Origin of the sequence: Mucilaginibacter sp. AK015, assembly GCF_014200785.1 — a bacterium.
GTDB lineage: Bacteria > Bacteroidota > Bacteroidia > Sphingobacteriales > Sphingobacteriaceae > Mucilaginibacter.
The window spans coordinates 79,433-93,069 of record NZ_JACHCV010000004.1; the positions used below are offsets into that span (position 1 = coordinate 79,433).

At 44.5% G+C, this 13,637-nt stretch carries 12 protein-coding genes; 2 read left to right on the top strand and 10 right to left on the bottom strand.

The annotated features are described in order from the left end of the window. Positions 1-6 precede the first annotated feature (6 nt). The gene (locus HDC91_RS15310) at positions 7-984 is read left to right on the top strand and encodes an NAD-dependent epimerase/dehydratase family protein (protein WP_183553647.1); all 978 of its coding nucleotides are present in this window, start codon (positions 7-9) and stop codon (positions 982-984) included. Here the strand turns inward: HDC91_RS15310 and HDC91_RS15315 are convergent. From HDC91_RS15315 to kbl, 10 genes are all read right to left on the bottom strand, one after another. Beyond that, a complete protein-coding gene (locus HDC91_RS15315; RefSeq protein ID WP_183553649.1) occupies positions 981-2,771 on the bottom strand; it encodes an ATP-binding protein in 1,791 nt (596 codons plus the stop codon). The two genes, HDC91_RS15310 and HDC91_RS15315, sit on opposite strands and share 4 nt — an antisense overlap. Positions 2,772-2,919: 148 nt before the next feature. After that, positions 2,920-4,350, bottom strand: a complete 1,431-nt coding sequence (rlmD, locus tag HDC91_RS15320; protein WP_183553651.1) for a 23S rRNA (uracil(1939)-C(5))-methyltransferase RlmD — start codon at positions 4,348-4,350, stop codon at positions 2,920-2,922. Between the two features lie 235 nt (positions 4,351-4,585). Further along, positions 4,586-5,140, bottom strand: a complete 555-nt coding sequence (locus tag HDC91_RS15325) for a ferritin-like domain-containing protein (RefSeq protein WP_255476744.1) — start codon at positions 5,138-5,140, stop codon at positions 4,586-4,588. A 61-nt stretch (positions 5,141-5,201) separates the two neighbouring features. After that, positions 5,202-6,557, bottom strand: a complete 1,356-nt coding sequence (gene creD / locus HDC91_RS15330; RefSeq protein ID WP_183553652.1) for a cell envelope integrity protein CreD — start codon at positions 6,555-6,557, stop codon at positions 5,202-5,204. Between the two features lie 54 nt (positions 6,558-6,611). Then, positions 6,612-6,917: a transcriptional regulator gene (locus HDC91_RS15335; RefSeq protein WP_183553655.1), complete on the bottom strand. Its 306-nt coding sequence runs from the start codon at positions 6,915-6,917 to the stop codon at positions 6,612-6,614. Positions 6,918-6,961: 44 nt separating this feature from the next. Next, entirely contained in the window at positions 6,962-7,600 is a 639-nt protein-coding gene (locus HDC91_RS15340) for a hypothetical protein (protein WP_183553657.1), read from the bottom strand. Between the two features lie 65 nt (positions 7,601-7,665). After that, on the bottom strand, positions 7,666-8,247 hold the full coding sequence (locus HDC91_RS15345; RefSeq protein WP_162429822.1) for a TetR/AcrR family transcriptional regulator: 582 nt from the start codon (positions 8,245-8,247) through the stop codon (positions 7,666-7,668). Between the two features lie 3 nt (positions 8,248-8,250). Then, the gene (locus tag HDC91_RS15350) at positions 8,251-8,661 is read right to left on the bottom strand and encodes a hypothetical protein (RefSeq protein WP_183553659.1); all 411 of its coding nucleotides are present in this window, start codon (positions 8,659-8,661) and stop codon (positions 8,251-8,253) included. Further along, the gene (gene pheS, locus HDC91_RS15355) at positions 8,662-9,696 is read right to left on the bottom strand and encodes a phenylalanine--tRNA ligase subunit alpha (RefSeq protein ID WP_183553661.1); all 1,035 of its coding nucleotides are present in this window, start codon (positions 9,694-9,696) and stop codon (positions 8,662-8,664) included. Positions 9,697-9,739: 43 nt separating this feature from the next. Then, the gene (gene kbl, locus HDC91_RS15360) at positions 9,740-10,930 is read right to left on the bottom strand and encodes a glycine C-acetyltransferase (RefSeq protein ID WP_183553663.1); all 1,191 of its coding nucleotides are present in this window, start codon (positions 10,928-10,930) and stop codon (positions 9,740-9,742) included. 130 nt (positions 10,931-11,060) lie between these two features. On the opposite strand from kbl, the gene HDC91_RS15365 reads away from it, so the two are divergent. Then, positions 11,061-13,541, top strand: a complete 2,481-nt coding sequence (locus HDC91_RS15365; protein ID WP_183553665.1) for a DUF5686 family protein — start codon at positions 11,061-11,063, stop codon at positions 13,539-13,541. The last annotated feature ends 96 nt before the right edge of the window (positions 13,542-13,637 follow it).

Genomic DNA, 13,637 nt, shown 5'->3' on the forward strand with positions numbered 1-13,637 from the left:
GCAAATATGATTTTAGTAACGGGTGCAACAGGATTTTTAGGGGCGGAATTAGCGAAAGAACTTGTGCTGCGCGGAAATAGTATCCGGTGTACCAAAAGGGAATCTTCAACCCGTCCCAGGCTATTGGCACCATACGCAGCTAAAATTGAATGGGTTAATGCCGACCTGATGGACGAAGCCGCACTTGAACTTGCCCTTGAAGACATCACCCAGGTTTATAATTGCGCCGCTTTTGTATCTTTAAAGCAAGCCGATAAAGCACCCATGATACGCACCAACGTACGGGGAACGGCTACACTTGTTGATCTTTGCAACGAAAAGGGTATCCGCATGGTGCATACGAGTTCTGTAGCAGCGGTAGGCGATGCCAAGCCCGGCGAACTTATCACCGAGAACCATCACCTTGATTCAACCACGGAAACCGATGGTTATGCTATATCTAAATTGGAAAGTGAAATGGAAGTTTGGCGGGGCATCGCCGAAGGCCTGGACGCCGTTATTGTAAATCCCACCATTATTATTGGGGCAAGCGCCGGCACAGCCGGCAGCGGACAGATATTTGAGACCGTGCGCAAGGGCCTTAAATTTTACACCCGCGGCACTATTGGTTTTGTTGATGTGCAGGATGTGGCAAAATGCATGATAGCACTGATGGAAACCAACATTAGTGGTGAACGTTACATTATCAATGCCGAAAACCGCCCCTACAAGCAGCTTTTTGAGGAAATAGCCACCTGCATGGGCGTGCCTGCCCCTACCACTCTGGCTAAACCTTGGATGATGGAAATGGCCTGGCGGGCTACGGCCACATGGGCAGCGGTAACGGGTAAAGCCCCGGCCCTTGACAAAACCAGCGCCCGTGCGGCATCAGTAACGCGCGAGTTTGATAACACCAAAATAAGAAAGGCGATAGGTTTTGAATTTAAACCGGTAAGCGAAACGATAAAGGAAGTTTGTTTGGCTTTAAAAATAAAACTTCACTAACCTGCTAATACCTTACCCTGCTTCGCCGCATTTAAAGCTTCCAGTTTTTGATATAATGCAGCAGCCTGAAATGGTTTCGACAAATAATCGTGCATGCCGGCCTCTTTTATTTTATCGTGTATATTATGCGAGACGGAGGCCGTCAATGCAATTATTGGTACCTGTGCTTTGCTGCTATCGGTTAATAACCGTATAGCTTGTGTGGCCTGGTAGCCATCCATTAATGGCATATGTAAATCCATCAGCACCACATCAAAGTTTTGTGCCGACAATTTATCTATCGCCTCTTGCCCGTTGTTGGCAATTACCGCATTTATTTGCCATTTAGTTAACAGCTTTACTAATAACTGGGCGTTAACGCGGTTATCTTCGGCAATCAGCACGTTCAATCCCTCAAGGCTGGTATTCATTACTGTATGCAGTGATATGGGGTTGACATTGCCCTTATACAGTTCAAATTTAATAGTAAATGAAAATACCGAGCCTTTATTTTCCTGGCTTGTTAATTCAATGGCGCTGTTAAAAAGGCCCAGCAAACGTTTAACTATAGCTAATCCCAGGCCGGTACCGCCGTAGTGGCGCGTAGTATCTGCTGATGCCTGCATAAAAGGATCAAATATTACCCCTTGCCTGTCGGCAGGGATGCCAATGCCAGTATCGGCCACCGAGAAGTTAATGGTTAGGTGATCTTCGTCTTTATGGTTTACGGTAGCGTTAACACTCACCTGGCCCGACTCGGTAAACTTAATAGCATTCCCCGCCAGGTTATAGATAATTTGCGTAAGACGGGTGGGATCAGTAACCACCCAATGCTCTTTAAGCCGGGGATCAACATCTAATATCAGATGGAAGCCCTTTTCAGATGCCTTTTGCTGCAAGCCAGAGCACACCTTATGCAGTAAAACCGGCAGGTGTACGGGTATGGCCTCTAATACTATTTTATCATTTTCTCCTTTGTTGTAATCTAATATATCGTTAACTAATGTCAACAAGCTAACCGCCGAAAACTCCAGTATATCAAGGTTCTCCGTTTGCTCTGGAGTGGCTGTGTCTTTGATAAGGCTGGTCATGCCAATAACGGCGTTTAATGGCGTACGCAACTCATGCGACATGGTTGAAAGAAATACCGACCGCGATTCGGCAAGCGCTTTTGTTTCGGCAATAGTAGCCTGCAGCTGTTTGTTCAAAATTTCTTTTTCGGCCACATTATCCCGAAAGGCACGGTAAAAAAGGTAATGGATAAGTACAATGGTTATAAAGTTCAAAACAACAATTATTTCAAAGCCCGGCGAGGGCAGTTCGCGGCTTATGCCATCCAGGTACCATTTACTCCTGTCGGTAATCAGCAGGTAGTACATAACCGGGGCGATAGCAAAAAAGCTGTATACAATGGCATGACGGCTATTGATGAGATAATACCCCACAAACGTTATCATAAATACAAACTGTAATGTAACCAGGTTAAGGCTTTGACGAATGACAATGAGGTTTACCCAAATGCCCACCAGCCCTATCAATATCATCAAATGGGCTATAACGTCGATATCATCAGGGCGGTACAGCAAATATTTAAGCAAACCGGCGTATAAAACAAATACAATAATTATGCGGTAAAGATGTGCTGGTTGAATGCCGTGATAAACTAAAGGCAGTATTATGGCTATCTTTAGCAGGCTAAGCAATAAAATGGTACACACTATTTTTATCCTTGCCCGCTTTAGATTGTCGGGTTGCAAGGCCAATACCTTTTTTATCGAGAAATTAAAAAAAGGCACAGAAATATCCATTGTAACAGCAATTAATATAGGTTTGCTTATGAAGCTAATTTACCAAAACATTTTAATAAATATTGCCCTACAGTACTGTTAAATGTATATAACGAGTTATTTTATGATGAAAAACCGTTCGATTAAACTGAACGGTAATTTAATTAACCTATAGTGCTGTTCTTAGCTTTAGCAACACTACATTCTCTACATGCTGTGTGTGCGGAAACATATCTACAGGTTGTATCCTCACTATATCATACTTCTCTTTCAGCACCAATATATCCCGGGCCTGGGTAGCGGCATTGCAGCTCACGTACACAATTTTGCCGGCCTCGATTTCCATTAGCCGGGCAACCACTTCTGCATGCATGCCTGCACGTGGCGGGTCGGTGATGATCACATCGGGCTTGCCATGTGCAGCAACAAAATCGTGCACCAACACGTCTTTCATATCACCGGCGTAAAATTTGGTATTAGTAATATTATTTATCTGTGAGTTTACCTTTGCATCTTCAATAGCCGATGGCACATACTCTACCCCAATCACCTCGCGCACATGTCCGGCAATAAAGTTCGCAATGGTCCCGGCCCCGGTGTAGAGATCGTAAACCAGTTCGTTGCCACTAAAGGCTGCAAAATCGCGGGTTATTTCGTACAGGCGCAGGGCCTGTATCGAGTTTGTTTGATAAAAGGATTTCGGCCCAACCCTAAAGCGCACCACAGCCCCATTGGCAGCGGGCATCTCCTCGTGGATAAACTCGGGGCCTTTCCATGCTACAACCTCCTGATCAAAAATAGTGTCGTTCATTTTTTGGTTGAGGATGTATAACAGCGATGTTATCTGCGGGAACGCGGCATCAACATAGTTCATCAACAGGTTTACCTGCTCCTGGTCCGCGTGAGCAAAAACGACGATAACCATAATTTCGCCGGTTGACGAGGTGCGGATAATGAGGTTACGCAAAGCGCCGGTATGCTGGCGCACATCGTAGTAGCTAATGCCGTTTTGTTTGGCAAATGCATTAATGCTATTACGCAGATCGTTTGATGGCTCGGCCTGCAGGTAGCAATGGTTAATATTCAATATCTTATCAAATCGGCCGGGGATATGGAAACCCAGGGCGTTCATATCCAGGGTTTCATCTTCGCGGTTCTCACCATCGTAAAGCCAGCGTTTGTTGCTGAAGGTGTACTCCAGTTTATTGCGATAATAGCGGTCGGCCGGTGATGGTACAATCGCCTCCATGTGCCCCACATCTATTTTGGCAATGCGGGTTAGCGCATCGTGCACCGCCTTTTGTTTAAATTTTAGCTGCGCCTGATAGGTCATGTGCTGCCATTTACAGCCGCCGCAGGTACCAAAGTGTTCGCAAAATGCCGGCACACGGTATTCTGATGGTTTAATGAGTTTAATGATCTTGGCTTCGCCGAAGCTTTTTTTGCTGCGGTAAACCTCTACATCTGCCACATCGCCGGGAACGGCTTTTTCAATAAACAGCACAAAATCTTCGGCCTTGCCAACCCCTTTGCCTTCTTCGGCAATGTCAATTACGCTTACGTTCTCAAAGAACTTAGGTTTTTTTGCAGATCTACTCATCAGGCTGCAAAGGTAAACCTATTTTATAATTTTCAGAACGCGGGTTTTGACTGAAGTTTCAGGCAATTTCCATTACTACAGGTGCTGTTATTATTTTAAGTGTTTTGCTGTATTTATATTGCATCTTATTCACATACATTTCAAATGTGATACCGCCGGCCATAAACAGCTTTTTATGTGCAAACCATACCAGGCTTGATGTTGCCTGAAAAAAGTATTTGTAGGCAACCTTGCGTCAAGCCTTTGAAAATGCCGACTTCCCCTCAAATATGATAGCCAGCCGCTCGGTTTGGAAAACGATATGCGGAGCTTCGTCAATTAAGATATCTGTACATATCTCTTTAAGCAGACGACAGCCGGTGGCATGTTTAAGCGCCTGGTAAAATATTTGCGCGGTGCTCTCTACAACAATAACCGCCAGCGTCCATATTTCCATGCTGGTATTAAAATAACGCACCTTGCGGAACAGCGTATCGCCCCAGTTATGTTTTATACGCTTTTGTCCAATTTTGTCGATGTACCTGCCCAGGTTATACCCGTGCTTTTGCTCCTCTTTTATAAAAAGTTTAACAGCATCAACATAATCAGGGTCGCCCAGTCGGTATGCATACCGCGTCGAGGCCGCTATCAGGTGTTCGCCTTCGGATGTTTCACCCAACTGCCAGGCCTGTAACGATGGAAGTACGGTGGCTATCTCGTCTTGCGTTATGGTCGGCGCCAGGGTCCAGTTCACTCTTTTATGGCGGGCGTTTTCCTTGAAATGCCTTATCCAATAATCACTTGTATGCATAGTTTTTTAATGTTTAGCGTTTTTAGAAAAAGAGGCGCGAAGTATCGCGCCTCTTTAATTATTACTGTTTGTCCCAGTTGATCTTGCGGGAGAAATACATGAGCAGCCCCGTAATGATGAAGAGTGCTATACTGCCTATCATTAGTGCCAGGTCTTCTAATTGTATGATGATGAAAATAAAGACGTAGATGATGGATAGTATCAGCGCAAATAGCGCGGCCGCGCCCTTATTTTTGAGTAGCGAGGCGATGAAAGCCGATACCAGCCCAATTGTGGCTATGGACGCTATAAGATAGGCCATATTATAACCAACCTGCTCAGAGAACGAAAGCAACAAGGTGTAATAAATGATCATGGCAGCGCCTATCAGTATGTAGTTGAACGGATGGATCCTTTGCTTACGGATAACCTCGGTGAGGAACAACGACACAAATGTTAACAGCACGATAAGTATGGCGTACTTACTGGTACGGGTTATCTTCTGGTATTGGTCAACCGGCAGGCGCAGTTTAACGCCAAATGATGCATCAGCAAGCTTACTTTCGTCGGTAAGCAAGTTGTTATCAACCACCCATTGCTGCGGATACGGGCGGTTGTAATACAGCATGCGCCATTTTGCGTGAAAACCGCTGGTATCTACTGTACGGGTATCTGGCAGGTACCGCCCGTCGAAACTTGGCGACGACCAGTTGCCTGCCACTTCAACATCGGTGGTTTTACCAAGATGCAAAAAGTGCAGTTCCTGGCTGCCTTTCAGATCCAGCGTGTAATCAAAAGTAAAGGCGCCGTTTGCAACATTGGTTAAATTTAGGTTAGCCTGCAGGCCGCCGTTAAATAAAGGGTGGGCGTTAAAAGATGGCTCGGCATTGAGCTGCTGGCCGGCAGCAGTTACCATCGGATTATTTTTAAGGCCTTTCAGGTCTGATATGCTAAACTCCAGCCTTGCCTTATCCAGCAGCAATTGTTCGGGCACTAACGAGAGGCTGCCCAGTTCGGCCTTGCCAAAGTTACCTGTAATTTTTATGGACGAATTGTAAACCACAGTTTCGAACATTCCCCGGTGTAATTTCTCGGGCCTTATATCGGCTTTTACCTTTAAATTTTCCGGCAGGATGTATAAATTCTCTATTACATCCCGCGTAGTTTCTTTTTTATCACTATCAGTATATTTTATGGTTTTGCGATAAGGTATAACCAGCACGGGGCCTTTTATGGTTTGGCTGCCCGACCAGGTATCGGCTATGTTCTTCGCCATTTCATCCTGTCGTTCGGCGCGCTCGCGGATAAGGCTGTCAATTAATGATGATGGGATAAGCAGCACCAAAATTAAAAAGCCAATAAAAACTAATTTAACAGTGATCGACTCCTTGAGCCAATTCATAACGCCTTTTAAGGCCGACGGTTGTTCTTGTATCATTTGGATTTATTAAAAGTACTTTGAATTACAAAGTGATTGAATAAAAAAATATAGCTATAACAATTTCTGATTTTTTATGATCTGCTCTAAAGCGTTAAGGTGCTGCTTAAAGGCTTGCTTGCCCTTATCACTTGCCTCGTAATTAGTATTAGGCTTGCGCCCTAAAAATGATTTATGCACAGTAATATATTCTTCTTTTTCTAAAGCCTTCAGGTGCGATGCCAGGTTACCATCGGTGGTATCCAGCAGCTCCTTTAGCGAATTGAAATCGTACCGGTCGTTAACCATCAGCACACTCATTATTTGCAAACGCAGCCTGTTCTCAAACGCCTTATCAAGTTTTTCAAATGGAACTTTCACCAATATTATTTTTAATATACCGTAAAAATTAAGCCTATAACAACTTAAGATTTACTATCATATTTTAAGTACATAATGCTGCCGTAAACAATGTGCAATATACCAAACCCTACGGCCCAAAAAAGCAAACCATAGCCCGGTAGTAATGCGGCAAACAAACCTAATACAATTTCGCAAATGCCTAAGTACTTAACATCCTTAAAAGTAAAATTACTTGCATTTATGAGTGCCAGGCCGTAAAATATTAACGTTGCTGACGCTACAATGCCTACATAGCCACGGCTTATTAAAATAAGTATTAACGCGCCGCCCGCTATCAGGGGTACTGCCATGTTAAATAATAGCTGCCGGCTGCTGTTGCCCCACATGGGTTGATTTTTCTTTCTGGCGTTACGCATGGTAAGCACCACACAGGTTGCTATGGATGCTATCAGCACAACCAAAGCGATAAGTATTAAGGTATATAAGTCGGCGGCGGAACGGCCCAGATCAGTAATTAAATACTCGCGATAATTATAAAAACCGCCGGAGCCATAAATGATACTATAGGCAAGCCCGGCACCAATTAACGCGTAAATACCCGCCAGCACACCACTAAGGCCGCTGAGCGAAATGAATTTTGAGGAGCGCTCCATCATGCTGCGGATAGAGGTAAGCTCGTCTTGTATTTCGTTTTCTTTCACTTAAAGTACTTTGTTATTCAAAGTAAGTTATTAAAAAGGGAACTTCCAAATATATTGTCAAAAAGTTAAACCTGAATTGCGGCCTTTACCAGGTAGGGCAATATTTCCTTCTGAAACGATACAAAATTTTTACGGACATCACTATCGCTTACCGAGGTGAACGCGAAGCTGAATACAATGCTTTTGCTGCATTTGATGAGGAAACGGATGCGCTGTTGATAGGTTTCGTGTTTGCGGATGCCCGCCAGTTGGGTAAAAGAGTGCACCAGCAGTTCTTCCAGTTCGTTAGATAAGTTCTTTAAAAAATCCTGCGAGTTGGTGCTCTCGCGGATAAAGTCCCAGCCGATAAACTCATTACAAACAGTGTATGATAGCCGGCAGGTTTTCATGATCAGGTTGCTCAAATGTGCTTCCTCATCCATATCAGGGGTGTTAGTGTTTATCAATTCATCAACACTCACCTTAATATAATCCATCAGTAGAACGTGCAGAAGCGCTTCCTTACTGTCAAAATACTTGTATATAGTAGCCTTCGCGATCTTAGCCCGTTTGGCAATCTCGTTCACACTGGTTTTGTGGTAACCGAATTTGCGGAACAGATCCTGCGCTGCCCGCTTAATGCTATCTTTGATTTTATCGGCTTCCATGGGTCAATTTGAAACAAATATCTCAAATTGCGTGGTATTTACAACGTACGACCTGAGATATTTGGTAGCAGGTGCTTTTACCGGGCTGCCATCAGACAACGAAAACTTCGACCCGCTGCATGGGTCGGTGGCGGTAAAGCCGGTATCATCAACCGTAATGGCGCATAATTTTTCGGGCTGGTAACTGCTGCAGCGGTCATACGCTACGTACGAACCATCTACCTGCCGGTAAATAACTATACCCGCCACTCCGCCCTTAACATAGGCATGGCCGCCAATGGCATTCAGCGAGGTATAGTTAGGGTCTGTTTTTACTATTTTAACGTTTACCGGTACGCGCGGCACTACATTCTCCATTTTGCCGCAGCCTAAAAAAAGCAGGCAAATCATAAGCAATGCCGGGAGGGTCCTCATTTATATAATATCTGTTGTAAATTGTTTCAGGAAGCGCACATCGTTCTCAGAAAATAAACGCAGATCGCGTATCACATATTTTAAATTGGTGATACGCTCTATGCCCATACCAAACGCAAAGCCGGTGTATTTTTTACTGTCGATACCGCAATTCTCTAAAACGTTAGGGTCGACCATGCCGCAGCCCAATATCTCTACCCAGCCGCTGTACTTACACATATTGCAGCCCGAGCCTTTGCAAATGGTACAGGAGATATCCATTTCGGCCGATGGCTCGGTGAACGGGAAGTATGACGGGCGGAAACGCACTTTAGTGCCCTCGCCATAAAGCTCCTGCACAAAATGATACAGCGTTTGCTTAAGGTCAGAGAACGATACGTTCTCGTCCACATACAAACCTTCCACCTGGTGGAAAAAGCAGTGCGCGCGGGCAGAGATAGCCTCGTTACGGTAAACACGGCCGGGCATAATGGCGCGGAACGGCGGTTTGCCGTTCTCCATCATGCGCACCTGTACCGATGAGGTGTGCGTACGTAAAGCAATATCCTCCTTACCTTCGCCCTTGCGGATAAAGAAGGTGTCCTGCATGTCCCTTGCGGGGTGCTCCTCGGGGAAGTTAAGCGCCGAAAAGTTATGCCAGTCGTCCTCAATTTCTGGTCCTTCGGCTACAACAAAGCCCAGGCGTTTAAAAATGTCGATGATCTCGTTACGTACCAGCGAAAGCGGATGGCGGGAGCCAACCTCAAAACCATCGCCTGGCAGCGTAAGGTCAAGTTCTAAGTCTTGAGTCTTAGGCCCGGAGTCTAATGATTCCTTGATTTCGTTATACTTGCTTTCGGCAAATTGCTTAAACTGGTTAAGTACTTTACCAAAAGTGCGTTTCTCTTCGGGGCCAACGGTTTTAAACTCTTCGAACAGGTCCTTTATCAACCCTTTGGTACCTAAATATTTTATACGGAACGCTTCCAGTTCATCAGCCTTAGCCGCTGTAAACGCCTTTATCTCGGCAGTATATTGGTCTATTTTAGATTGCATTAACTTATCTCTCAAAAAATGTAATTACAAATATACGATGGAACTACTTAATCACCGCCAATTCCTTACCTACCTTGGTAAACGCGGCTATAGCCTTGTCCAAATGTGCAACATCGTGGGCGGCCGAAATCTGCACCCGGATACGTGCTTTACCCTGCGGCACAACCGGGTAGTAAAAGCCGATCACGTAGATGCCTTCTTCCAGCATTTTGGCGGCAAACTCCTGGGCCAGTTTGGCATCATACAGCATCACCGGTACAATAGGGTGAACGCCTGGTTTGATATCAAAACCGGCGGCGGTCATTTTTTCGCGGAAGTATCTGGTATTGCTCTCCAGCTTATCGCGCAGGTCGGTGGTTTCGCTCAGCATATCCAATACAGCTATTGATGCACCTGTAATGGCCGGGGCCAAAGTATTACTGAACAGGTACGGGCGCGAGCGCTGGCGCAGCATATCAATAATTTCTTTACGGCCGGATGTAAACCCGCCAGATGCACCGCCTAATGCTTTACCCAATGTGCCGGTAATAATATCTATTTTCCCCATAACATTGTGGTGCTCATGCGTGCCGCGGCCGGTTTTACCCATAAAGCCGCTGCAGTGGCTTTCGTCTATCATCACCAATGCATTATACTGTTCGGCAAGGGCGCAAATTTTATCAAGCTGCGCGATGGTGCCATCCATAGAGAAAGCGCCGTCGGTAACAATAATGCGGTGGCGAAGATCTTGCGTAGCTTTCAACTGCTCTTCCAGGTCGGCCATGTCATCATGTTTGTAACGTTTGCGTTGTGCTTTACAAAGGCGCACACCATCAATGATAGAGGCATGGTTCAATTCGTCGGATATAATGGCATCCTGATCGTTAAAAAGCGGTTCAAAAACGCCCCCATTCGCATCAAAAGCGGCAGCGTATAGTATAGCATCTTCCGTACCTAAAAATTCGGATATTTTTTGCTCGAGTTGTTTATGTATATCCTGAGTGCCGCAGATAAAACGTACCGACGACAAGCCGTAGCCGTGCGTATCCATAGTGGCTTTGGCCGCCGCAATAACCTTTGGATGAGCCGAAAGCCCCAGATAATTGTTAGCGCAAAAATTTATAACTTCTTTACCGCCTTGTACGGTAATATCCGCGCCCTGCGGCGAAGTAATGATTCTCTCGCGTTTATATAAACCGGCACTTTCAATATCGGCAAGTTCCTGCTGTAAAACCGGCTGCAATGTTTTATACATAATTACAATTTTTAAAGCCCAAAATTAAACAATAACCTGTAATTGAACGGTTATGCAAAACATTTTATATAAATTACGTGTAGCATCAAACATTTTACCCTCAGATGCTATTAAACGTAAAATTCCTTGTATGAGAAGATACCTACCTGTTATTATACTTATTCTTGTGTCGTTAAGCACTTCGGCGCAGCAATATGTATTATCGGGACTTATTACCGGGCCTAAAAGCGAACCTGTGGGTTTTACATCGGTATATATTCGCAACTCTACTTACGGAACAACGGCAAATGAAGAGGGCCGTTATCAATTTAAGCTAAGCCCGGGTACCTATAATGTTACTTACCGTTTTACCGGCTTTACACAACAAACCGAAAGCATTACAATTACCGACCACGACGAGGTACACAACGTACAGCTTGCCAACGAGGTTTTTAAATTCAGCGCGGTATCTGATAAATGGAAACAAAACCTGGACCCCGGCGACACCATAATGCGTATGGCTATTGCCAAGCGCAGGCAACACCTGGAAGAAGTGAACAGCTACTCCTGCTCGGTATATATTAAAGCGGTACAACGGCTGTTAAGCTCGCCAAAATCGTTAACAAGCAAAGCGGTTACCCAGGCTTTAGACCTCGACTCCAACGGGCGGGGAATACTTTACCAGTCTGAATTATTGTCGGCTTTTAATTTCGAAAGGCCAAATAAGATCAAAGAAATCACGATAGCTTCACGAGAGGCGGGTGTAAATACGGCTTTCAACTACAGCAAAGGATCAGACCTGCAGGTTAATTTTTACAACGATGTATTTAAGATCAATGGCTTAAGCACCCGTGGGTACATTTCACCACTTGCTTCTGATGCGTTTAGTTATTATGATTACAGGTTAGTGGGTAGTTCTGTGCAAAACGGGCTTACCATTGATAAGATAGAAATTATACCAAAGCGTGCGCATGGCATGTATTTTCAGGGAAACATATATATAGTGCAGGGTGAATGGCGTATTTATAGCGCCGACCTTTACCTGACCAATACCATGAGCAGCCTTAACCTGGTTGATACCATGCGTATAAGCCAGCAATACATCCCGATTACCGACAGTGTTTGGATGCCTGCCGCTGTGCAATTTAACTTCAAAGGGTCTGTATTAGGCTTTAAGTTTGGCGGCTATTATGAGGGGATTTTTAACAATTATAAAATTAATCCAAAATTTCCTGACGGATTTTTTAACGGTGAAATATTACGCATAGATACTGCTGCCAACAGCAAATCTTCGGGTTATTGGGATACGCATCGCCTGTTACCATTAACGCGGCTGGAAAAACGCGACTATGAAAAGAAAGACAGCATTGCAGCTTACAAAAAAACCGACAGGTATTTGGATTCGCTGCAGCACGAGAAGAATGGCATAAACTACCCCGGATATCTGATATTTGGATATGATGCCAGTAGCCGCGACGAGCGCGATTCGCTTCATGTTTTCCCGTTTCTGCAAACGTTTTATTACAATACGGTTGAAGGGTTTGGAATTAATGCTAAAGTACGGTACACCCACATTATAGACGACTGGCATTCGTACAGCATTACCCCGGCCCTGCGTTATGGGTTTTCAAATAAACTTTTCAGTGCAAATGTGCATGCAGAATATTTAAATGACCCATTCCATAATGCCAAACTTTATACAGACTTAGGAAGCGATGTGCTTGACCTGAATAACGTTGGTACACGGTCCTTATATTTTAATACTTTAAGCACCTTACTGTACGAAAACAACTACGTAAAATACTATCGCTCTAAATATGGCGGCTTTGGCTATCAGCGCGAATTGTGGAACGGCGTATTATGGACTGCCGGTTTAAACTACGCCAGCCGTACACAATTGTACAACACCGCCTTTGGGCATATACGGGATGTAAAAAATAAAGATTACACATCTAATAACCCCCTTGTGCCTGATTCGGTACCACCTACAGACCGTACTTTCTTATTCCCCAAGAACCAGGCGCTAACGTTCAGCACTTCGGTTACCTTTACGTTCGATCAGCAATACATCACCAGGCCAACAGGTAAGTTTAACCTGCCATCAAAATATCCTACCCTAACCATTAATTACCGAAAGGGGATAAATGGCGTGTTTGGATCGGATGTGAATTACGATTTTGCATCGGCGGATATATCGCAAAACAACCTGCGCATTGGCCTCAGCGGATTTTCGTCGTTTAAATTAGTAGGGGGCGATTATTTTAACAGGCGAAGATTATACTACATGGATTTTTATCATTTTTTGGGTAACCAGGGCACTACCTTTGATCCAACGTACATAGGCAGTTTTCATTTCCTTCCTTTTTATCAGTTCAGCACAGGCGGTGCATTCTTCGAGGCGCATTACCAGCATAATTTTGCCGGGGCAATATTAAGTAAGGTGCCGTTTGTCCGCAAGCTAAAACTCGAAGAAGTAATTGGCGCCAATTTTTTAACAACAAAGGAAAACCCTAATTACCGTGAATTTTATGTTGGCGTTCAACGCCTGATCTTCCGGGTAGACTACGGTATATCGTATGCAGGCAACAAAAAATACCTGCAGGGCTTCAGGATATTTTACGGAATAAGATAGAGAGTTGAAAGTCTAAAGTTCAAAGTCAAAAGTTAATCTTACATACTTTCGACTTTGGACTTGGAACTTTTTACTACATTTGCGCCTCATTTAACA